The 20,017-nt window shown below is 66.9% G+C and carries 19 protein-coding genes, 1 pseudogene and 1 riboswitch; of the genes and pseudogenes, 8 read left to right on the forward strand and 12 right to left on the reverse strand.

Annotated features, from left to right (window positions below; all coding sequences use genetic code 11):
- Positions 1-7 precede the first annotated feature (7 nt).
- The gene (locus ACJ7Z0_RS15885; RefSeq protein WP_434790585.1) at positions 8-2,587 is read right to left on the reverse strand and encodes an LPS-assembly protein LptD; all 2,580 of its coding nucleotides are present in this window, start codon (positions 2,585-2,587) and stop codon (positions 8-10) included.
- A 234-nt stretch (positions 2,588-2,821) separates the two neighbouring features.
- Here ACJ7Z0_RS15885 and ACJ7Z0_RS15890 point away from each other — a divergent pair, with 234 nt between their 5' ends.
- The 5 genes from ACJ7Z0_RS15890 (at position 2,822) to ACJ7Z0_RS15910 (ending at position 7,954) form a co-directional block, all read left to right on the forward strand.
- A complete protein-coding gene (locus ACJ7Z0_RS15890) occupies positions 2,822-3,916 on the forward strand; it encodes an aminoglycoside phosphotransferase family protein (RefSeq protein ID WP_434790586.1) in 1,095 nt (364 codons plus the stop codon).
- Entirely contained in the window at positions 3,917-4,651 is a 735-nt protein-coding gene (locus ACJ7Z0_RS15895) for a 16S rRNA (uracil(1498)-N(3))-methyltransferase (RefSeq protein WP_434790587.1), read from the forward strand.
- Positions 4,652-4,720: 69 nt separating this feature from the next.
- Positions 4,721-6,085: a M20/M25/M40 family metallo-hydrolase gene (locus ACJ7Z0_RS15900; RefSeq protein ID WP_434790588.1), complete on the forward strand. Its 1,365-nt coding sequence runs from the start codon at positions 4,721-4,723 to the stop codon at positions 6,083-6,085.
- Between the two features lie 102 nt (positions 6,086-6,187).
- Entirely contained in the window at positions 6,188-6,643 is a 456-nt protein-coding gene (locus ACJ7Z0_RS15905; RefSeq protein WP_434790589.1) for a YidB family protein, read from the forward strand.
- A gap of 132 nt (positions 6,644-6,775) precedes the next feature.
- Positions 6,776-7,954: an MFS transporter gene (locus tag ACJ7Z0_RS15910; RefSeq protein ID WP_434790590.1), complete on the forward strand. Its 1,179-nt coding sequence runs from the start codon at positions 6,776-6,778 to the stop codon at positions 7,952-7,954.
- 9 nt (positions 7,955-7,963) lie between these two features.
- Here the strand turns inward: ACJ7Z0_RS15910 and ACJ7Z0_RS15915 are convergent, their stop codons facing one another.
- Together ACJ7Z0_RS15915 and ACJ7Z0_RS15920 are read right to left on the reverse strand one after the other, a co-directional pair.
- Positions 7,964-8,803 carry an alpha/beta hydrolase gene (locus ACJ7Z0_RS15915; RefSeq protein ID WP_434790591.1) on the reverse strand — a complete coding sequence of 280 codons (840 nt, stop codon included), beginning with the start codon at positions 8,801-8,803 and terminating at the stop codon, positions 7,964-7,966.
- Between the two features lie 26 nt (positions 8,804-8,829).
- Positions 8,830-10,341 (reverse strand): M20 family metallopeptidase, encoded by a 1,512-nt coding sequence (locus ACJ7Z0_RS15920; protein ID WP_434790592.1) that lies wholly within the window; start codon positions 10,339-10,341, stop codon positions 8,830-8,832.
- Positions 10,342-10,432: 91 nt separating this feature from the next.
- Here ACJ7Z0_RS15920 and ACJ7Z0_RS15925 point away from each other — a divergent pair, with 91 nt between their 5' ends.
- The gene (locus tag ACJ7Z0_RS15925; RefSeq protein WP_434790593.1) at positions 10,433-11,233 is read left to right on the forward strand and encodes a DUF72 domain-containing protein; all 801 of its coding nucleotides are present in this window, start codon (positions 10,433-10,435) and stop codon (positions 11,231-11,233) included.
- On the opposite strand, the gene ACJ7Z0_RS15930 is transcribed toward ACJ7Z0_RS15925, so the two are convergent.
- Positions 11,234-11,749, reverse strand: a complete 516-nt coding sequence (locus tag ACJ7Z0_RS15930; RefSeq protein ID WP_369654016.1) for a bactofilin family protein — start codon at positions 11,747-11,749, stop codon at positions 11,234-11,236.
- 137 nt (positions 11,750-11,886) lie between these two features.
- Between ACJ7Z0_RS15930 and ACJ7Z0_RS15935 the strand changes: the two are divergent.
- Positions 11,887-12,823, forward strand: a pseudogene (locus ACJ7Z0_RS15935) (ion transporter).
- Here ACJ7Z0_RS15935 and ACJ7Z0_RS15940 read toward each other — a convergent pair.
- The 4 genes from ACJ7Z0_RS15940 to ACJ7Z0_RS15955 form a co-directional block, all read right to left on the reverse strand.
- On the reverse strand, positions 12,768-13,358 hold the full coding sequence (locus ACJ7Z0_RS15940; RefSeq protein ID WP_434790594.1) for an IMPACT family protein: 591 nt from the start codon (positions 13,356-13,358) through the stop codon (positions 12,768-12,770). The pseudogene ACJ7Z0_RS15935 and the gene ACJ7Z0_RS15940 sit on opposite strands and share 56 nt — an antisense overlap.
- Positions 13,359-13,392: 34 nt before the next feature.
- Positions 13,393-13,980, reverse strand: a complete 588-nt coding sequence (metW, locus tag ACJ7Z0_RS15945; RefSeq protein ID WP_434790595.1) for a methionine biosynthesis protein MetW — start codon at positions 13,978-13,980, stop codon at positions 13,393-13,395.
- Positions 13,977-15,155 carry a homoserine O-succinyltransferase MetX gene (gene metX / locus ACJ7Z0_RS15950; protein WP_434790596.1) on the reverse strand — a complete coding sequence of 393 codons (1,179 nt, stop codon included), beginning with the start codon at positions 15,153-15,155 and terminating at the stop codon, positions 13,977-13,979. The genes metW and metX overlap by 4 nt, the downstream gene beginning before the upstream one ends.
- A 127-nt stretch (positions 15,156-15,282) precedes the next feature.
- A complete protein-coding gene (locus ACJ7Z0_RS15955; RefSeq protein ID WP_431126238.1) occupies positions 15,283-15,846 on the reverse strand; it encodes a TMEM165/GDT1 family protein in 564 nt (187 codons plus the stop codon).
- Between the two features lie 15 nt (positions 15,847-15,861).
- A riboswitch (yybP-ykoY riboswitch) is annotated at positions 15,862-16,038 on the reverse strand.
- Positions 16,039-16,299: 261 nt separating this feature from the next.
- On the opposite strand from ACJ7Z0_RS15955, the gene rbp reads away from it, so the two are divergent.
- Complete coding sequence (gene rbp / locus ACJ7Z0_RS15960) at positions 16,300-16,872, forward strand: RNA-binding regulator (RefSeq protein WP_434790597.1); 573 nt, start codon at positions 16,300-16,302, stop codon at positions 16,870-16,872.
- An 89-nt stretch (positions 16,873-16,961) separates the two neighbouring features.
- Here rbp and ACJ7Z0_RS15965 read toward each other — a convergent pair whose 3' ends face one another.
- Genes ACJ7Z0_RS15965 through ACJ7Z0_RS15980 form a run of 4 tightly spaced genes read right to left on the reverse strand, consistent with a single transcriptional unit; the run spans position 16,962 to position 19,968 of the window.
- The gene (locus ACJ7Z0_RS15965; protein ID WP_434790598.1) at positions 16,962-17,744 is read right to left on the reverse strand and encodes an SDR family oxidoreductase; all 783 of its coding nucleotides are present in this window, start codon (positions 17,742-17,744) and stop codon (positions 16,962-16,964) included.
- A 36-nt stretch (positions 17,745-17,780) separates the two neighbouring features.
- Positions 17,781-18,425 (reverse strand): LPS export ABC transporter periplasmic protein LptC, encoded by a 645-nt coding sequence (gene lptC, locus ACJ7Z0_RS15970; protein ID WP_431126232.1) that lies wholly within the window; start codon positions 18,423-18,425, stop codon positions 17,781-17,783.
- Positions 18,422-18,970 carry a KdsC family phosphatase gene (locus tag ACJ7Z0_RS15975; protein WP_431126231.1) on the reverse strand — a complete coding sequence of 183 codons (549 nt, stop codon included), beginning with the start codon at positions 18,968-18,970 and terminating at the stop codon, positions 18,422-18,424. The genes lptC and ACJ7Z0_RS15975 overlap by 4 nt, the downstream gene beginning before the upstream one ends.
- Positions 18,970-19,968 (reverse strand): KpsF/GutQ family sugar-phosphate isomerase, encoded by a 999-nt coding sequence (locus ACJ7Z0_RS15980; RefSeq protein WP_434790599.1) that lies wholly within the window; start codon positions 19,966-19,968, stop codon positions 18,970-18,972. Before ACJ7Z0_RS15980 ends, ACJ7Z0_RS15975 begins: the two co-directional genes overlap by 1 nt.
- Between the last annotated feature and the right edge of the window lie 49 nt (positions 19,969-20,017).

The following is a 20,017-nucleotide window of genomic DNA, read 5'->3' on the forward strand; positions in this document are numbered from 1 at the left end:
AATCGTCTCAGTCGTAATTGGTGAAGCGGCTCGGCCCTTCGGTGGGCTGGCGAAGAGGCTGGTAGCGCTGGATGTTTTGCCGCAGGGCCTGCATGGGACTCGATCCGATGCTGGAAAATCCGACGAATTCGAGCTGGAACATGATGCGGGTGTTGGCCGTCACCTGGCCGGTGGTGACACGCTGCAGCACCACGCGTCCGATCCAGCAGCAGCCGTCGTACTCGAAGCCGAGCACGCCGTCCGTGAGTTTCTTGTCCTGCAGGCTGTAGTTGAGCCGGCCGACCGCGTACCACCGTCCGCCCCCCTGGCCCTTGCCCGGGCCGAGGTCCTTGCCCTTGTCGCCCCACAGGTCGTTGAGCGGCCACTGCCAGCCCACGTCGAACGACTTGTTGCCGTCGGTGGCGGTCGGGGTGGTGGGCGCCTGGTAGCGGAAGGCCGCACTCAGGTTGTGGTACGGCTCGGGGTTGTAGCGCGCGCTGATGGCCGAGCGCTCCGACTTGCGCGTGTCGGGGTTGTACTGGACCACCGTGTCCAGGCTCCACTTGGGCGTCCAGTTGATCTGCGCGCCCAGCAGCAGGTCGCTCGCGCGGTCGGTCACCGGCGTGCCGCCCGGCAGCGTGACCTTCTGGTCGCTGAAGCGCAGCCGCTGCGCAATGCCGAAGCGCGCCGCCTCGACGCCGGTTGCGGGGTCGATCAGTCGGGAGGTCACGCCCAGCGTGAGCGTGTTGGTGTCGGAGATGCGGTCGTTGCCCGAGAAGGCGTTCTCGGTGTAGATGGTCGCAAAGCTGAAATCGTTGGCGGCCGAATCGTAGTTCGGCAGCATGCTCTGGTTGCGGTACGGCGTGTAGACGTAGTACGCGCGCGGCTCCAGCGTCTGGCGGAAGGCGCGGCCGAAGTAGCTCGCGTCGCGCTCGAAGATCAAGCCGCTGTCGAGGCTGAAGGTCGGCACCGTCCGGTTGCTCGAGGTCGGGAAGAAGTACAGCGAATTCGCGTTGTAGGGCACGCCATTGACATATGTGATGCCATTGACGGTGAGCTTCGGAATGTCCGACTGCGGCAGGTAGTAGTTGTACGACGCCGTATTCAGCTGCAGCTTGGGAATGACGAAGGAACTCGGCGTGATGAACGGCCGGCTGATCGTGCCGATCGCCAAGGCGCGATCGCCGTCGGGCTGCGACTGCTGGTTGATGTCGAAGCCAGGCTGGCCGGCCAGGATGGAGTTGACGCGGAAGCGCGTGTAGTCGAGGTTCAGCGAAACGTCGAAGCCGTGCCAGTCGTACTTGTTGTAGTTGGCCGTGATTTGCGGCATCCGGTCATAGGACGGCACGATCGGCGACAAGTTGTATTGCAGCGTCTGGTAGCGCAGCGCACGAATCCCGCCGCTCCAGTCGCCCTTGCCCCAGTTGAGCGCCGCTTCGTTCGGCAGCTGGCGCTGCGCCAAGGTGGGCGTGCGCGTGAAGTCGCGCCAGTAGTCGTCGTCGCTGACCCGGTTGATGTTGATGTTGGCCGACAGCGAATCGAGCCCCAGCGCCTTGGCGTTGAAGTCCTGGTGGTGGTTGGCCCAGATGCCCCATCGCTTGCTGCTGTTGGGCGCAGCGGTCAGGTCCTTGGCCTGGATTTCTCCGTTGGCCAGTTGCTGGAGCTGGGTGGCGCGCAGCTCGTTGTAGCGCTGTCCTACCAGGCGGTCGCTGCCCATCAGGTCCAGGCGGATGCTGCCGCTGTAGTCTTTCTCGAGATAGCGGAATTCCGAGCCCAGGTTGAGGCCCCGCTTGCTCATCAGCGTTGGCGTGAAAGTGGCGTCGCGGTTGGGTGCGATGTTCCAGTAGTACGGCTGCGAGATCTCCATGCCGTTGGTGTTGTCGAGGCCGATCGTGGGCGGCAGCAGGCCGCTCTTGCGCTGGTTCGACAGCGGAAAGCTCACGCTCGGAAGCGGCGGCGTGCTGATGCCCATGAAACTCAGCCGCGCATCGGTGGCCACGCCCACGTTTTCCTCGGTGTCGGTGGTCATCGTGGCTGCGGTCAGCAGCCAGGCCGGCATCCAGCCCGGAAAATCTTCGCGGCGACAGGTGGTGTAGGTGGCATTGCGGGCCACCGATATGTTGCTGTCGACGAAATCGATGCGCTGCGCCTCGCCGTGCCCGCCGTTGACGAGGAAGGAGTAGCGCACGTTGTTGAAAAAGCCCTCGAAAGTCTCGAGCTTGAGTTCGAGTTCGGGGCCTTCGTACACATTGCCGGCCTGGTTGACCCGCACGTTGCCGCGCGCCTTGGCGCGGTCGTCGGGCTGGTAGTACTCGAGCCGGTCGGCGGTGATGGCGACCTCGCCGCGCCGCAGCGTCGCATGGCCTTCGACCACGGTTTCGAGATCCTGGCGGCCCGACAGCCGGTCGCCGGTGATGAGGCTCGGCAGTTGGCTGCGTTCATTCGGCGGCAGCGTTTCGGTCAGTTGCGGCGTGCGCTTGAGCGTGAGCGGACCGTCGAGGCCGCCCGCCGGCTGTGCGGACGCGCCGTGCGCATGCAGCAGCGCCAGCGACAACACGGCCAATGGCAGGGGCGGGCCGGAACGCCGCAAGGCAACGCGTCGGCTCATCAAGCCACCCGCCAGGGCATTCCGGAGAAGGCCCGCAGTCTCCCCTGGAAGGGCTGCGAGTGCACAAGGTGCCAAGCGTGGAGGCTTTGGATCGTAGGCATCGGTCAGGAACGAAGGATCGTCGGGAGGACGGCGCGGCAGGCCGGCAGGTTGCAGGAGCCGGCGGCAGCCCTGTTCGACCGGGGAGGACCGCAGGAGTTGCCGCGCCAGGCGGATTTGTAGAATCGATTATCCATGACAGCACCCCCGCTCCCGGCTTCCGAGCCTACCCCCTCCGCCGAGGCCATTCCCTGGACCGATCCGCAGCGCGCCGCGACCTTCCGGCACTGGCTGGCCGGCATCTCCGCCACGCACCGCCTGCTGCCCGAAACCGTGCGCCTTGCGTCCGCCGACGCGAGCTTTCGGCGCTACTTCCGGGTCGACGGTGCGGAGGATTGCGGCACCCGCATCGTGATGGACGCGCCGCCGGACAAGGAAAACAGCGAGCCCTTCGTGCAGGTCGCCCGCCTGATGGCCGAAGCCGGGGTGACCGCGCCGCAGGTGCTCGAATGGGACCGGGTGAACGGCTTCCTGCTGCTCGACGACCTGGGCCGCGAGACCATGCTCGACGTGGTCGATCCGGCCCGGCCCGACGCGAGCCGTCCGCTCTATGACCAGGCCATCGACGCGCTGATCCGCTGGCAGCTGGCGTCCAGGCCGGGCGTGCTGCCGCCCTACGACCGTGCGCTGCTCGAGCGCGAACTGGCGCTTTTTCCCGAGTGGTACATCGGCCGCCACCGCGGCATTGCCGTCGAGGGCAAGCTCAAGGAGCGGCTGGAGCGCAGCTTCAAGCTCATCGTCGAGAGCAACCTGGCCTCCGCAAGTGTCTACGTGCACCGCGATTTCATGCCACGCAATCTGATGGTCCGCGATGGAGCGGATCTGGGCGTGCTCGACTTCCAGGACGCGGTCTACGGTCCGATCACCTATGACATCGCCAGCCTGATGCGCGATGCCTTCCTGAGCTGGGACGAGGAGTTCGTGCTCGACGTCACGATCCGCTACTGGGAGGCCGCCCGCAAGGCCGGGCTGCCGGTCGACGCCGATTTCGGCGCTTTCTACCGCTCGGTCGAGTGGATGGGGCTGCAGCGCCACCTCAAGGTCGCCGGCATCTTCGCCCGCCTGACCCTGCGGGACGGCAAGCCTCGCTACCTGGCCGACACGCCCCGATTCATCGCTTACATCCGCTCCACGGCCAGCCGCTACATGGAACTGACGCCGCTGCTGCGCGTGATCGACGAAATCGAAGGCAGCTCGGCGCTCACCGGCTTCGTCTACGGTCGGCCCTAGATGCCGCGTTTCCATTGCCCGGTGCCGCTGATTGCGGGTGCCACGTTCGAACTGCCCCCCGGCGCGGCGCGCCACGTGCAGGTGCTGCGGATGCAACCCGGCGACGCGCTCACGCTGTTCGACGGCTCGGGCGGCGAATACGCGGCCACGGTCGAACGCATGGGGCGCAGCGACGTTTCGGTGACGCTTGGCGTTCACGCGGCCACAGAGCGCGAAGCAGGGCGCGCGGTGCATCTCGCGGTCGGCATGCCCGCCAACGAGCGCATGGACTGGCTGGTCGAGAAAGCCACCGAACTGGGTGTTGCAAGCATCCAGCCACTGGCAACGGCCCATGGCGTGCTGCGCCTCTCGGGCGAGCGCGCCGAAAAGAAAAGGGCGCATTGGGAGGCGATTGCCATTGCGGCCTGCGAGCAATGCGGCCGCAACCGCGTGCCGGTGATCCATCCGGTGCGGCCGTTCTCGAGCCCGTCGGCCTGGGCCGATGCGAACAGCGGCGCCGCCGCGCTGCGCCTTGTCCTGAGCCTCGCCGAAGGCACGCGGGGCGTGGCCGATGCCACGGCATCGGCACCGGGCGACCGCAGCGTGCTGGTGCTGAGCGGCCCCGAAGGCGGCCTGAGCGGCGCCGAGGAAAAAGAGGCCCTGGCGTGCGGCTTTGCGCCGGTCACTCTCGGACCGCGCGTGCTGCGCGCCGAGACGGCGGCGCTCGCGGCATTGGTGTCGCTCGCCGGCCCCTGATTGTGTTCCCGTGAGGCGAGCGTGCCTCACCCATTCGTCATGACAGACAGAAAGAAGGATCTTCACGCCATGCTTCGTTCACCGCGCGCCCTCCGGCTTGCTCCCCTTGCGCCCCTTGTTCTGGCCATGTTCTGCGCCGTGCAGGGCGCCCAAGCCCAGAACACCGCCGTTGCGCCCACGCCCGCGCAGGTCGGCCCCGAGGTGGAAAAAACCTTTACCCAGCTGATGGCGGCGCCCACGGTCCAGAAGCTGCTCGATGCGGTCAAGGCCGACCATGACCGCGCGGTCGAAGACCTCAAGATGCTCACCGAGATCGAGGCCCCGCCGTTCAAGGAGCAGAAGCGCGCCGAAGCCTTCCTTGCGCGCATGAAGGCACTGGGCCTTGCCGATGCGAAGATCGACGCCGAAGGCAACGTGGTCGGCCTGCGCAAGGGCACGGGCAACGGGCCCAAGCTGCTGATCTCGGCCCACCTGGACACCGTGTTTCCCGCCGGCACCGACGTGAAGGTGAAGGAGCACGACGGCAAGCTGCATGCGCCCGGCATAGCGGACGACACGCGCGGCCTCTCGGTGCTGCTGTCGTGGCTCAAGGTGCTCAACGACAACAAGGTGCAGACGGTGGGCGACCTGCTGTTCGTCGCCAATGTCGGCGAGGAAGAGCTGGGCAACCTGCGCGGCATGAAGGCCATCTTTCGCGACCACCTGGATATCGACGGCATGGTGGGGCTGGAGCCTTCGCCCGACGGCAACGTGCTGATCCTCGGCACCGCGAGCCACCGCTACGAAGTCACGTTCAAAGGCCCGGGAGGCCACAGCTTCGCCGCCTTCGGCCAGGTGCCCAGCGCGATCCACGGCATGGGCCGCGCCATTGCCAAGATCTCCGAGGTGCGCACGCCGAGCTTCCCGAAGACCACGTTCACGGTCGGCACCGTGGGCGGCGGCACCTCGGTCAACACCATTGCGCCCGACGCGCGCATGGCCGTCGACATCCGCTCGGACGACATGGCCTCGCTGCTCGAAACGGAGAAGAAGATCCTCGCGGCCATCGACGAGGCTGTGGTCGAAGAGAACAAGCGCTGGAACGTGACGACGCTGAGCGCAAGCAACAAGCTGATCGGCGACCGGCCGGGCGGCCGCACGCCCTCCGACTCGGTCATGGTGGAAGCAGCCATCCGCTCGAACACGGCCTTCGGCCACAAGACGCTGCTGCGCGGCGGCAGCACCGACGCCAACGTGCCGATGTCGTACGGCATTCCGGCCATCATCATCGGCGGGGGCGGCAAGTCCACCGGCTTTCACGCCCTGAGCGAGGCGATCGACGTGACAGACGCATGGAAAGGCGCGCAGAATTCGCTCGTCACGGTGCTCGGCTTGGTGGGCGTGCAAGGGGTCAGCCCCGCATTGCTGCCCAAACGGCCGGCGCGTACCCGGTAATTTGTCACACGGCGCGGCGATAGTGGGCGCTACCACTGTCGGCTCGCGGTCCGTTTGCGTTGGAAAATGCGGGCGGTTCTGTCACACACCAAGGAAATCGCCATGGGATTGCTCGATTCGGTACTCGGTCAGGTGCTCGGAGGCGCGGGCCAACAGCAGCAGCAACCGCAGGGCGGCGGGATGGGCGATCTCGGCGGCCTGGCCGGCGCGCTGGGCGGGCTGCTCGCCAACAACGGCAGCGCAGGGGGCCTGGGAGGGCTAGTCTCGAAGTTCGAGCAAGCCGGCATGGGCGACGTGATCGGCTCCTGGATCGGCAAGGGAGAAAACCAGCCGGTCTCCGGCGGACAACTGCAGGACGCGCTGGGCAACGACACCATTGCCAACATCGCCTCCAGGCTCGGCATCAATGCGCAAACGCTGCTGCCCATGCTGGCCACCTTGCTGCCGGTTCTCATCGACCGGCTCACGCCGCAGGGCAAGGTGCCGGAGCAGGGCCTCGGCGACCAGAGCGATCTCCTGGCTTCGCTTGGCGGCCTGCTGCAGAACAAGCAGCCCTGAGCCATTGCTCATCGAGAATTCCAGCGCCCGCGAGGGCGCTTTTTTTTGGCCTGCGCATCTCGGCTGGCGCACCGGGAGCGAATCGCGTAGAACCTCAGCCTCCATGCCGCTGCGCGCCTTCGCCACTTTTCCATGAACCGCAACCTTTGGCTGCTCGCCATCTGCCAGGGCTTGTTCCTGACCAACAACGTGACCTTCATCGCCATCAACGGGCTGGTGGGGCTGAGCATCGCACCGCGCGGCTGGATGGCCACGCTGCCGGTCATGGGCTACGTGGTGGGCGGCGCGCTCACCACCGGGCTGGTGGCGCGCACGCAGCAGCGATTCGGCCGCCGCGGCTCGTTCCAGATCGGGCTGGCGGTGGCGCTGGGCTCGGCCTTGCTGTGCGCGTTCGCGGCTGTGTCGAAGAATTTCTGGCTCTTGTGCCTTGCCACGGTGGTGGCCGGCTACTACAACGCCAATGCGGGCCTCTATCGCTTTGCCGCCGCCGAACTCGCGGCACCGGCCTGGCGCGAGAAGGCCGTGTCGCTGGTGATGGCCGGCGGGTTGATCGGCGCGGTGGCGGGCCCCAACCTGGCGGCCGCCACGCGCGAAGTGTTTGCGGTGCCGTTCGCGGGTGCCTACATCGCGCTGGCAGCGGTGGCACTGCTCTCGATGGGGGTCATGCGGTTCATCGACTTTCCCGCCACGCTGACTCGCCAGCAGGCGCTGGGCGGGCGGCCGCTCTCGGAGATCATGCGGCAGCCGGTGTTCATCGTGGCGGCCGCGGCGGGGGCACTGGGCTTCGGCGTCATGAACCTGCTGATGGCCGCCACGCCCATCGCCATGCAGATCTGCAGCCTGCCGTTTTCCGATGCCGCCCTGGTGCTCGAATGGCATGTGATCGGCATGTTCGCGCCGGGCTTCTTCACCGGACACCTCATCCGCCGCTTTGGCGCACTGCCCGTGATGGGCGTGGGGCTCGCGCTCAACTTCGGCTGCATCGCCGTTGCGCTGTCGGGCGTGGAACTGCAGCACTTCCTGGTGGCGCTCTGCCTCTTGGGCGTGGGCTGGAATTTTCTGTTCACCGGCAGCACGACGCTGTCGCTGACGGCCTATACGGCCGAAGAGCGCGACCGGGCGCAGGGCGCGCTCAACTTCTGCGTGTTCGCGACGCTGGCGCTGACTTCGTTCGCCTCGGGCGTGCTGGTCACGACGCAGGGCTGGCAATTGCTGAACTACGGTTCGCTGGTGCCGGTGGTGCTCACGGGCGCGGCACTGCTATGGCTCGCGCAGACGCGCCGGCGCGCTGCTGCTGCCGCCAACGCCTGAAGCGCCCGTTCAGTCAGGCGGAAAGCGCTTGTCGAGCCAGCGCTGCAGCGCGGCGAACACCGGCCCGGCATCCAGCTCGTTGAATATCTCGTGGTACAGGGATTCGAAGCACCGCGCTTCGACCATGCCGCTGGGCGCGGCCGCCTCGGCGAAGGCACGGCTGGCGGCCGGCACCACCAGACGGTCGTCGCCCGCGTAGATCAGCAAAGTGGGAACCGGCCAATGCGCCGCGGCCTGCTGCACCAAAGCCCCTTCGTGCGCGAGAAAGCGCGCAAGCCGGCCGCCGATGCGGTCGTGCGTGAGCGGATCGTCGCGGTAGGCCTGCACCACGGCGCGATCGTGCGAAAGAAAATTGTCATCCAGCCCATTGCCGACGCGAAGCCTGGGCGCAATGCGCGGCAGCACCGCGAGCAGCGCCTTCTGGAAACCATTCAGGCCGGGATCAAGCCCCGGCGAGGACAGCACCAGCCCGTCGACCGGCCGTACGCCGCGCGCCACCAGGCTGGCCGCGACCAGCCCGCCCAGGCTGTGGCCCAGCAGCACCAGCGGCAGGCCGGGGTTCTCGCGCCGCGCGTCGTCGATGACCAGCGCAAGGTCGTCGACCAGCCGCAACTCGCTCGGCAGGCCGCCGCGCGCGCCGGAGGACTCGCCGTGCCCGTGATGGTCATGCGCCCACACGGCGAAACCCCACCCGTGCAGGCGCTCGGCCAATGCCTGATAGCGGCCGGCATGCTCGCCGAGGCCATGCACCAGCACCACCACGGCGCGCGATGCGGCGGCCGACGGGAGGCGGCGCAGCGACAGCGTCTCGCCGTCGGGCGTGGACAGCGAAACGCGCTGCTGTTGCAAAGGCGGCAAAGTCGGCGCGGGTCCGGTCAAGCAGCGACCGGCTCCGCAGCCGCGGCGCGATGCGCAGCCGGCAGGGCCGCAATCACCTCGGCCACGGCGGCCGTGAGCTTCTTGGCGTAGGGCACATGCAGGAATTCGTTGGGTCCGTGCGCGTTGCTCTTCGGGCCGAGTACGCCGCAGACCATCATCTGGGCCTTCGGGAAGCCTGCGCTCAGCATGTTCATCAGCGGAATGGTGCCGCCTTGGCCAATGTAGCCGCAGGAGGCGCCGAAGTGCGCCCGCGAGGCCTTGTTGAGCGCGTCTTCGAACCACGGCGTGATCGTCGGGGCGTTCCAGCCGGTGGCACCGCCACCGCTTTCGAAGGTCACGCGGGCCTGGTAGGGCGCGTTGTCTTCGAGCAGCGTCTTGAGCTGCTGCACCGCTTCGGCCGCATCGACCAGCGGGGGCAGGCGCAGCGAGAGCTTGAAGGCGGTGTAGGGGCGCAGCACGTTGCCTGCATCCTTCAGCGCCGGAAAGCCTTCCGCGCCGGTGACCGACAGCGTGGGCTTCCAGGTGCGGTTGAGCAGCGCCTCCACCGGGTCGGTGGTGGTTGGCAACGCGAACATGGTCGAGCCGCCGCAGTCGTAGTGCGCCCACGGAAAGCGCTTGTAGACCTCTTCGCCGAGGATGGCGGCGGTGGCCCTGGCCTGCGCCAGGCGGTCGGCCGGCACTTCGCAATGGAAGCTCGCGGGCAGCAGGCGGCCGGTGGCGCTGTCTTCGAGGCGGTCGAGCACCTGCCGCATGATGCGGAAGCTCGAAGGCACCAGGCCCGACGCGTCGCCGGAGTGGATGCCTTCGGTCAGCACTTCGACCTTGAGCGTGCCGCTGGCCATGCCGCGCAGCGACGTGGTGAGCCATAGCTGGTCGTAGTTGCCGGCGCCGGAGTCCAGGCAGATCACCAGTTCGACATTGCCCAGCCGCGGGCGCAGCGCGTCCACATAGGGCAGCAGGTCGTAGGAGCCGCTTTCCTCGCAGGTCTCGATCAGGCCCACGATGCGCGGATGCGCCGCACCCTGGTTCTTGAGCGCCTGCAGCGCGGCGACGCTGGCGTAGACCGCATAGCCGTCGTCGGCACCGCCGCGGCCGTAGAGCAGGCCGTTCTCGTACTTGGGCGTCCAGGGGCCGAGGTCGTTGCGCCAGCCGGTGAATTCGGGTTGCTTGTCGAGGTGGCCGTACATCAGCACGGTCTCGCCCATGTCGGTGCCGGTGGCTGGCACTTCGAAGAACAGCACCGGCGTGCGGCCTTCCAGGCGCACGATCTCCAGCTTCAGGCCCTCGACCTTCTGCGCCTCGACCCAGGCGGCCGCGTTGCGCAGCACCGTTTCAAGGTAGCCGTGGGCGGCCCACTCGGCGTCGAAGCCGGGCGACTTGGCAGGAATGGCGATGTAGTCGGTCAGCTGCCTGACGATGTCGCCGTCCCATCGGGCGCTGACATCGGACAGGGCGCGCTCGGCATCGAGCGTTCCGGCGGGCATTTCGCGGTGCAGGGGGGCGTTCATCGGGGGGTTCTCCGCGGGTGAGGAAAAAACGCATTTTGCGCCTGCGCGCGACCCCGCGTAGAGTGCGGGCGATCTCAACCCGGAGCGCAATGTGAGCAAGGCAACATCGACTCGGAACCCGGTGGATATCAGGGTAGGCATCGGCGGCTGGACCTACGAGCCCTGGCGCGACAACTTCTATCCCAAGGGGCTCGCGCAGGCCAAGGAACTGCGCTTTGCGAGCCGCCAGGTGAGCGCCATCGAGATCAACGGCACCTACTACAGCACCTTCAAGCCCGAGACCTTCCGCAAGTGGCACGACGAGGTGCCGGAGGACTTCATGTTCTCGATGAAGGCCTCGCGCTTCACCACCAACCGCAAGGTGCTTGCGACCGCAGGCGACTCGATCAAGCGCTTCATCGAAAGCGGCGTGGTCGAATTGGGCGACAAGCTCGGCCCGATCGTGTGGCAGTTCATGCCCTCCAAGCAGTTCGATGCGGAGGACTTCGAGGCTTTTCTGCAGTTGCTGCCGAAGAAAGAGGGCAGCCGCGCACTGCGCCACGTGATGGACGTGCGGCATGAGAGCTTCATCACGCCCGCCTACCAGGCGCTCGCGAAAAAATACAAGGTATCGACCGTGTTCACCGACGCGGACAAGTTCCCGTCGTTCGACGAGCCCGAAGGCGACTTTGCCTATGCGCGGCTCATGATGGCCGACGCCAAGCTCAAGACAGGCTATGCGCCGAAAGCGCTCGACAGCTGGGCCGAGCGCGCGCGGCAATGGGCCGAATCACCCAGCAAGCGCGAGGTGTTCGTCTACTTCATCAACGGCGCCAAAGAAAAAGCACCGGCCGCGGCCGGTGCCTTGCTGGAGCGCCTGGGTTGGAAGCCGCCTGCTGAAGAAACAGCCTGATCAGGCTGCGGCTTGCAGCGACGGCTTGGCGCCGAAGCTGATTTCGCCCGACAGCTGGCCGCCTTCCTCGATCACGATCTTGCCGTAGCGGATCTTGCCGGTGACCTTGCCGGTCGAATGGATCACGAGCTTTTCGCGCACCGTGAGGTTGCCGTCGAACACGCCGCGGATTTCGGCGATGTCGATTTCAGCCGAGCCCTTGAACTCGCCCTGTTCGGCGATCTGCATCAGGCGCGAGTCCATCGTGGCCTCGACCAGGCCTTCGACCACGAGCGTGTCGCAATCGGTGATCTCGACGCCCTTGAGCTTGATGTTGGGGCCGACGGTGAGCTTGCTGCCGCCTTCCTTGGCGGGTGCGGTCGCTGCGGTGAGGCCGCCTTGCTGAGCGGTCAGAGAAGAAGGATTGACGGGCGAACCCGAGAGATTGGTACCCGAACCCACCAGCGGCGCGGGGCGGGAGGTCAACGAGTCGGTGTCACGATCACGCTTGCCGAAAAAGGGGGACTGTGTAGCCAATGGGGAGCTCCTCAACAAAGGGGCTATCGTAAGAACCCCCTCGCGGCCTGCGGCACTTCATTGCGCAAGAAACGTAACTGAATAAATCCCACGGCCGCCCGACAATGGCACTCTCAAGTGGCCCAGGCCTTGCAAAGATGACCCGAACGAACACCGACTCTGCCGCCCGGACCTTCGCGATCTCCTCGACCATCGACGCGCGCTTCGACAAGCCGGCAAGTGGCTGGCGACGTCGGCTGTTCACGGTGATCTTCGAGGCCGACACGCGCGCGGGCCTGCTCTTCGACCTTGCGCTGATTGCCGTCATCGTGACCAGCGTGCTGGTGGTCATTCTCGACAGCGTGCAGTCGATCCGGGACCAATGGCGGTCGCTGTTCAATGCGTTCGAATGGACATTCACCATTCTGTTCACGCTCGAATACATTGCGCGGCTCGCCTGCGTGAACAAGCCGATGCGCTACGCGCTCAGCTTCTATGGCGTGATCGACCTGCTTGCGCTCCTGCCGACCTACCTGGTGGCGTTCGCACCCGAACTCGCCTATCTCATCGACGTGCGCGTCCTGCGGCTCTTGCGCGTGTTCCGCATCTTCAAGCTGTCGCGCTACTCGGTGGAATACCGCGCGCTGGTCTCGGCCGTGGCTGCAAGCCGCCGCAAGATCACGGTGTTCGTCGGCTTCGTGATGCTGGTGGTGCTGGTGATGGGCACGCTGATGTACGTGGTGGAGGGCCCGGTGCACGGCTCACGGCTTCACCAGCATTCCGATCGCAATCTACTGGGCCATCTCGACCATGGCCACTGTGGGCTTCGGCGACCTCGTGCCCAAGACGGATCTCGGCCGTGCCATTACCTCGGTGATGATGCTGCTGGGCTGGGGCGTGCTGGCCGTGCCGACGGGCATCGTCACCGCCGAGATGGCGCGGCGCGGTCCCAATGAGGATGCTGAGCCCCTGCCGATAGCGGGGCGTGGCGTGCTGGCAATGGTGCCTCCCTCGGCCCGGGCGGTTCCCGCGCGTCGGCTCACGCCTGCTGCCAGACGGCGCGCCCTTGCGCAGCATCGTCGAGGCGGGCGATGAAGCTGCCGGCGTCGGACTCGGGCAGCGTGAACGCGAAGTCCACCGCGTCGCCATGCCGCACCTCGACCAGCGCGGCGCCTGCCGCGGCGGCGATCTCGCGCCGCACCAGCCCCTCGAGCGCATAGGGCACGGCGCATTGCAGCAGCCGCTGGCGCACCAGCGGAACCAGCGTCGCCCCGAGGCAGGCCTGCGCCACGGCATCGGTGTAGGCCCGCACGAGCCCGCCCGCGCCCAGCTTGATGCCACCGAAGTACCGCACCACCGTGGCCAGCACGCCTTCGAGCTGCTGGTGCCGCAGCACCTCGAGCATCGGGCGCCCGGCGGTGCCGCCCGGCTCGCCGTCGTCGTTGGCTGCCGATTGGCCGCCCGCCATGAGCGCCCAGCAGACATGCGCGGCGGCGGGGTGTTCGTTGCGAAGCGTCGCCACCACGGCCAGTGCCGCGGCTCGGTCGGCCACCGGCTGCACGCAGCCGATGAAGCGGCTCTTCTTGACCAGCAGTTCGCTGTGCGCCGGTTGCGAGAGCGTGAAGCTCATGGGGCCGCCGTTGTCTGCCAGGTCACGGAATCGCTCAGCGCTCCCGTTCGAACTTGAACACGGCCGTGCCCGCCCGCGCATTGGGCAGCCAGCGCACGCTGCGGCCTTCCTGCACGCCGAAGGCATCGAGCACGTGCAGGCTGTTCTTTTGCGCCAGCACCTCGAAGTCCTTGAACGTGCCGACCCGGATGTTGGGCGTGTCGTACCACTGGTAGGGCAGGCGGCGCGTCACCGGCATGCGGCCGCGCGCAATGCTGATGCGGTTGGGCCAATGCGCAAAGTTGGGAAAGGCGACGATGCCGATGCGGCCCACGCGCGCGGTTTCGCGCAGCATGACCTCGGCATTGCGCAAGTGCTGCAGCGTGTCGATCTGCAGCACCACGTCGAACGTGGCGTCGTCGAACACGGCAAGGCCTTCGTCCAGGTTCAGCTGGATCACGTCGACGCCGCGGCGGATGCACTGCAGCACGTTGCCGTCGGCAATCTCGACGCCGTAGCCACTGCAGCCGCGCTCGCGCTGCAGCAGGTCGAGCATGGCGCCGTCGCCGCAGCCGAGGTCGAGCACGCGCGAGCCTTCGGGCACGAGATTGGCGAGAAGGCGCTGGGTTTCGATGTCACTCATTGCGCTGTCCCTTCAGCCTGGATCTCATGCGCCACGCGCTCGAAATAGGACCGCACCACACCCATGTAGCGCACGTCGTCGAGCAGGAAGGCATCGTGCCCGTGCGGTGCGTCGATCTCGGCGTAGCTCACGTTGCGGCGGTTGTCGAGCAGCGCCTTCACCAGCTCGCGGCTGCGCGCGGGCGAGAAGCGCCAATCGGTCTTGAAGCTCACAAGCAGGAACTTGGCGGTGGCTTGCGCCAACGCCACACTGAGGTTGCCGCCGTGGGCGCGCGCCGGGTCGAAGTAGTCGAGCGCGCGCGTGATCAGGAGGTAGGTGTTGGCGTCGAAGTATTCGCTGAACTTGTCGCCCTGGTAGCGCAGGTAGCTCTCGATCTGGAACTCGATCTCCTGCGTGGAATAGCGGTAGTCCCGCCCCGCCGCCTCGCCTTCGACCGCGCTGCGCAGGATGCGTCCGAACTTCTCGTTCATGACGTCGTCGCTCAGGTAGGTGATGTGGCCGATCATGCGCGCGATGCGCAGGCCACGTTTGGGAATGACGCCGTGCTCGTAGAAGTGGCCGCCATGAAAATCGGGGTCGGTGACGATGGCGCGGCGCGCCACTTCGTTGAAGGCGATGTTCTCGGCCGTGAGGTTGGGCGCGCTGGCCACCACCACGGCGTGCCGCACGCGGTCGGGGTACTGCAGCGTCCACGACAGTGCCTGCATGCCGCCGAGACTTCCGCCCATCACCGCCGCGAGCGTGCGGATGCCGAGCGCGTCGAGCAGCGCGGCCTGGGCATCGACCCAGTCCTCGACCGTGACCACGGGAAAGTCGGCGCCATAGACGCGGCCGGTGGCGGGGTTCACATGCATCGGCCCGGTCGAGCCGAAGCAGGAACCGAGGTTGTTCACGCCGATCACGAAGAAGCGGTCGGTGTCCACCGGCTTGCCCGGTCCCACCATGTTGTCCCACCAGCCTTCGGACTTGGACTGCCCTTCGTAGGTGCCCGCGACGTGGTGCGAGGCATTGAGCGCATGGCACACCAGCACCGCATTGCTGCGCTCGGCGTTCAGGGTGCCGTAGGTTTCGTAGGCAAGCGTGTAGCTGCCGAGCGATGAGCCGCTGCGCAGGGCCAGCGGGCCCGCGAACTGCATCGACTGCACAGAGACGACCAAGGAAGGTGACGACGACATCAATGAAAAAACCCGGCCTCGCCAAAAACGAGCCGGGTTGTCGCCAACTGACTGTCTTTAGCTGAATTTATAAAGCGCCCGCAAGCTGTAGCAAATCGGCGCAGGAGCCAGTATATCGCCCGCCGCACTACCAGCCGACGATCATCACGATGCCGAGCACGAGGAAGATCGCGGCCGAGATGCCGTGCACGAGCTTGATCGGCACGCGCTTCACGATCTTGTCGCCGAGCCAGACCACCGGTGCGTTGGCCAGCATCATGCCGAGCGTGGTGCCCGCGACCACCCAGACGTAGGCCTGCGTGAAGCGCGCGGCCAGCATGACGGTCGCGATCTGGGTCTTGTCGCCCATCTCGGCCAGGAAGAACGCGACCAGCGTGGTGCCGAAGACGCCGTAGTGCGAAGCGGCGGGCGCGTCGTCTTCGTCGAGCTTGTCGGGAATCAGCATCCACGCGGCCATGGCGATGAACGAGCCGCCCAGGATCCAGCGCAGGACCTCGGGGCCGAGCCAACGGGTGATGTAGTTGCCGACCGCGCCGGCCAATGCATGGTTGACGATGGTGGCGGCGAAGATGCCGAGCACGATGGGCCAGGGTTTTCTGAAACGAGCGGCCAGCAAGAGGGCCAGCAACTGGGTCTTGTCGCCCATTTCGGCGAGCGCAACCACGCCCGTTGCAACGAGAAAAGCTTCCATGAGAGCAGGGGTTCCTTGGGCCGAAGGACGCAATTGACCGTGCAACACCTTCGGCCATATTCCCGAAGTTGCACGGTCAAAGGTCTCGCCAGGTGATTCACTGCACGCGCCATGTCCTGTGTGGGGCAGGACAAGTCTGTTGACGCGGGCCCTTCTCGCGGTGGAAGGCGGCTACTCCCCAATGACGCTCGGGATTCTACCTAACCCGCCGAACGCCCTCTGTCGACAGGTAAGCGGGCGCTAGCTTTTCGTAATTTTTGGAGCCCCTGCAGGAAGCGGCAAATTCCTGCTTGCATTTCACGTATTTCACCCATAATGCACGAGCCTCCCTCTTCATTTTGCTGGGAGGAAGTTCGGTGATCGGTCAGTTTCGCGCGACTCGACGGCTCTCGTTTGAGTGATGCTTCAGGGACTCCGTCGCTTTTCTTGCTATGTGTTTATAGGAGTCCCTTGATGGGCAACAAACTGTACGTCGGCAACCTGCCTTACTCAGTGCGCGACGGTGATCTCGAACAGGCTTTTGGACAATTCGGTTCGGTGACCAGTGCCAAGGTCATGATGGAACGCGACACCGGCCGCTCGAAGGGCTTTGGCTTCGTCGAGATGGGCAGCGACGCGGAAGCGCAGGCCGCCATCAACGGCATGAACGGCCAGCCCCTGGGCGGCCGCAGCGTCGTCGTAAATGAAGCACGTCCGATGGAAGCACGTCCCCCGCGCAGCGGTGGTGGTGGTGGTGGCGGCTACGGCGGCGGCGGTGGTGGTTATGGCGGCGGTGGTGGCGGTGGCTACGGCGGCGGTGGTGGCGGCTACGGTGGTGGCGGCGATCGCAGCGGTGGTGGCGGTGGCCGCTCCGGCGGTGGTGGCGGCTACGGCGGCGGTGGTGGTGGCCGCAGTGGCGGTGGCGGCGGTGGTGGCGACGGCGGTTTCCGCAGCCCCTACGGCGCCGGTCCTCGCGGCGGTGGTGGCGGTGGTCGCTCCGGCGGTGGTGGCGGCGGCTACGGCGGCGGTGGAAACAGCGGCTACTGAGCCCTGCATCCCGGTTCACACAGACAAAAGGCTCCCTCGGGAGCCTTTTTCATTGGAACGGACGCAAAGTGGCGGCGCCCGAGGAAGGCTCAGCTTTCGCCGCTGCGCTTCTTGCGGGCACGGCCTTGCACGGCACGGTCGAGCAAGGCGTTCGGCAGCATGCGCATCAGCTTGGCGACCACGCCCATCTGCCAGGGAATCACTCGGTAGCTGGTGCCGGCCTCGATGGCGCGCAGCGCCTGGTCCGCAAAGTCTTCGGCCTTCATGAGAAAGGGCATGCCGTAGCGGTTGCCCTGCGTCAGCGGCGTGTCGATGTAGCCCGGGCACAGCGTGACGACCTTGACGCCGCTGTTGTGCAGCTCGCCCCGCAGGCTCTCGCAATACGCGACCACACCCGCCTTGCTGGCGCAGTAGGCCCCATGCCCCGGCAAGCCGCGGATGGCCGCAACGCTCGCGATGCCGACCAGCCGGCCGCTGCCGCGCTGCCGCATCGCCGCAACGAAAGGATGGAAGGTGGCCATCAGGCCCACGTTGTTGGTGGCGAAGGTCCGACTCATCACCTCGATGTCTTCGCGCTCCGCCGTGTCGATGCCCACGCTGATGCCGGCGTTGGCAATCACCACGTCGGGCGGGCCCTGGCGTTCGATGCAGGCGGCGCCGGCAGCCAGGATGCTGTCCGTCAGGGCCACGTCGGCGCTATATATCTGATAGCGGGAGGGGTCCAGCTGGCAGGCGGCGGCCCAGGATTCGATTTCCCCGGTGCGGCGGGCGACCAGCGCCAGCCGGTAGCCGGCCCAATAAAAGCTCGCGGCGAGGGCCTGGCCGATGCCGCTCGACGCGCCGGTGATGAAGACAAGCGGGGATGGGCTCATGCGCGGGCTGTCTTCCGGGTTGCTTTTGTTTTGTCTTCAGCGCGGTTTGCCGGCTGAGGGAGCGGCCGATGGGATCAGCACGCCGCGCACCCGGCCGGTCAGGTTGGCCACGCCGCTCAGGTTGTCGTAGTCGAGGTTGTCGGCGGTGAACTGGTCGCTGCCGCGGATGAGCGTGACGGGCTTGTTCGAGGTCACACGCTCGGAGTCGAGAAAGGCGTGGAGGAAGTCGCCGCGGAACTCGAGCCGCGGCGTGCCCTTGCCGCCGGGCGCGACGACGGGGTCGCGGATGACGACGGCATTGCCGAAGAGCTGGATCTCGCTGCCATCGGAATTCGACAGGCCGCGGTTGGCCGTGGCGTGGGTGGTGTAGCCCTGCGGCGAGACGGAGCGCATGCGCACGTCGTCGACCTCGACGGTGTCGGTGTCCGGGTAGTGCCGGCCTTCCTTGCCGTGGAGTTCGCTGCGCAGGTCGCCGTTGGGCAGGAAGTTCTTGATCACGAAGCCGCGCATGAAATAGTCGGGCTCGTGCGTGGGCGCGGCCTTGGCGGTGGGTTCGAGCAGCTTGGGCGCGTTGCGCACCAGCCAGTAGGTACCGAGCGCCACCGCCGCGGTCAGGATGATGGGCAGGTAGATGGTGGCGCGGTCGAGAACGTCGCGCAGCAGGTTCCAGGCACCCTTCATTGCCGGGGACCCCGGGCGGTGTCGAGCAGGCGCCGGTACTGGCCGCAGGCCGTCAGCAGCAGGTCGCAGAATTCGCGTGCCGCGCCTTCGCCGCCGCGTGCGCGGGTGACGTAGTTGACCGCTTCTCGCACTTCCACGTGCGCATTGGCGGGGGCTGCCGCAAAGCCGGCGCGCGCCAGCACCGGCAGGTCGGGCCAGTCGTCGCCGATGGCGGCCGCCTGGTGCCAACCAAACCCAAGCTGTTGGAGCATGGCTTCGGCCGCGGGCAGCTTGTCTTCGGTGCCGTAGCGCACATGCTCGATGCCGAGCGCTTCGAGCCGCACGCGCAGCGGCTTCGAATCGCGCCCGGTGATCACCGCGGGCGTGATGCCGGCCAGGCGCAGCAGCTTGAGGCCGTAACCGTCCAGGATGCTGAAGCGCTTGAGGGTTTCGCCGTGTTCGGTGAAATAGACGCCGCCGTCGGTCAGCACGCCGTCGATGTCGAAGAACGCAATGCGCGCATCCTGCGCGGCAATCAAGGTTTCTGCCTGGAAGTCGAGCGGCATCAGATGACCTTCGCGCGCATCAGGTCGTTGATGCTGAGCGCGCCGATCAAATGCCCCGCGGGATCGACGATGAGCACGCTGGTGATGCGGTGTTCTTCCATCAGTTCGGCCGCCTCGACCGCCAGCGCATCGGCGCGCAGCGTGCGCGGACCGGGGTGCATCACGTCGGCGGCCGTGAGGCCGCGCAGGTCGCCGCCGGTCTCGACCTGGCGGCGCAGGTCGCCATCGGTGAAGATGCCGATGGCCCGGCCTTCGGCGTCGACCACGGCCGTGACACCCAGGCCCTTGGAGCTCATCTCGCGCATCAGTTCGCTGAGCGTAGCGGTGGGCGCGACACGCGGCACTTCGTCGCCCGAGCGCATCACGTCGGCCACGTGAGTGAGCAGCTTGCGGCCCAGCGCGCCGCCGGGGTGCGAGCGCGCGAAGTCTTCGGAGCCGAAGCCGCGTGCATCGAGCAGCGCCACCGCCAGCGCATCGCCCATCGCCATCTGGGCGGTGGTGCTCGCGGTGGGGGCGAGGTTGAGCGGGCAGGCCTCCTTGGCAACGCCGGCGTCGATCACGATGTCGGCGTGGCGGGCCAGGGTGGAATCGATGCGGCCGGTCATGGCGATGAGGGGCACGCCCTGGCGCTTGACGACCGGCAGGATCACGGTGAGCTCGTCGACCTCGCCGCTGTTGGAGATGGCGAGCACCAGGTCGACCGCCTTGATCATGCCGAGATCGCCGTGGCTGGCCTCGGCCGGATGGACGAACATGGCCGGCGTGCCCGTGGAGGCCAGGGTCGCGGCGATCTTGCGGCCCACGTGGCCGCTCTTGCCCATGCCCATGACGACCACGCGGCCGCGCACTTCGAGGATCTTGCGCACGGCGTCGACGAAGCTCGGGCCCACGCGCGACTTGAGGCCGAGTACGGCGTCGGACTCGATGTCGAAGGTGGCGCGCGCGCGCGCCAGGATCGCGTCGGCGTCGACCACGGGGGGCAGGGGAGCTGAACTCATCGGCGGATTTTACGGGCCGGCCGACTTGGCCGGTCAGCGGGCGAAAGGG

The organism is Variovorax palleresanus (assembly GCF_051144945.1).
Classification (GTDB): domain Bacteria; phylum Pseudomonadota; class Gammaproteobacteria; order Burkholderiales; family Burkholderiaceae_C; genus Variovorax; species Variovorax paradoxus_S.

Excerpts from the sequence above, each read along its gene's own strand:
- ACJ7Z0_RS15900 (WP_434790588.1), top strand. The coding sequence starts at position 4,721 with ATGCTTCGTTCACCGCGCGCCCTCCGGCTTGCTCCCCTTGCGCCCCTT.
- ACJ7Z0_RS15980 (WP_434790599.1), bottom strand. The coding sequence starts at position 19,968 with ATGAGTTCAGCTCCCCTGCCCCCCGTGGTCGACGCCGACGCGATCCTG.
- metW (WP_434790595.1), bottom strand. The coding sequence starts at position 13,980 with ATGAGTGACATCGAAACCCAGCGCCTTCTCGCCAATCTCGTGCCCGAA.
- ACJ7Z0_RS15940 (WP_434790594.1), bottom strand. The coding sequence starts at position 13,358 with ATGAGCTTCACGCTCTCGCAACCGGCGCACAGCGAACTGCTGGTCAAG.
- ACJ7Z0_RS15955 (WP_431126238.1), bottom strand. The coding sequence starts at position 15,846 with ATGGAAGCTTTTCTCGTTGCAACGGGCGTGGTTGCGCTCGCCGAAATG.
- ACJ7Z0_RS15965 (WP_434790598.1), bottom strand. The coding sequence starts at position 17,744 with ATGAGCCCATCCCCGCTTGTCTTCATCACCGGCGCGTCGAGCGGCATC.
- ACJ7Z0_RS15975 (WP_431126231.1), bottom strand. The coding sequence starts at position 18,970 with ATGCCGCTCGACTTCCAGGCAGAAACCTTGATTGCCGCGCAGGATGCG.
- ACJ7Z0_RS15905 (WP_434790589.1), top strand. The coding sequence starts at position 6,188 with ATGGGATTGCTCGATTCGGTACTCGGTCAGGTGCTCGGAGGCGCGGGC.
- ACJ7Z0_RS15910 (WP_434790590.1), top strand. The coding sequence starts at position 6,776 with ATGAACCGCAACCTTTGGCTGCTCGCCATCTGCCAGGGCTTGTTCCTG.
- ACJ7Z0_RS15895 (WP_434790587.1), top strand. The coding sequence starts at position 3,917 with ATGCCGCGTTTCCATTGCCCGGTGCCGCTGATTGCGGGTGCCACGTTC.
- lptC (WP_431126232.1), bottom strand. The coding sequence starts at position 18,425 with ATGAAGGGTGCCTGGAACCTGCTGCGCGACGTTCTCGACCGCGCCACC.
- metX (WP_434790596.1), bottom strand. The coding sequence starts at position 15,155 with ATGTCGTCGTCACCTTCCTTGGTCGTCTCTGTGCAGTCGATGCAGTTC.
- rbp (WP_434790597.1), top strand. The coding sequence starts at position 16,300 with ATGGGCAACAAACTGTACGTCGGCAACCTGCCTTACTCAGTGCGCGAC.
- ACJ7Z0_RS15885 (WP_434790585.1), bottom strand. The coding sequence starts at position 2,587 with ATGAGCCGACGCGTTGCCTTGCGGCGTTCCGGCCCGCCCCTGCCATTG.
- ACJ7Z0_RS15920 (WP_434790592.1), bottom strand. The coding sequence starts at position 10,341 with ATGAACGCCCCCCTGCACCGCGAAATGCCCGCCGGAACGCTCGATGCC.
- ACJ7Z0_RS15890 (WP_434790586.1), top strand. The coding sequence starts at position 2,822 with ATGACAGCACCCCCGCTCCCGGCTTCCGAGCCTACCCCCTCCGCCGAG.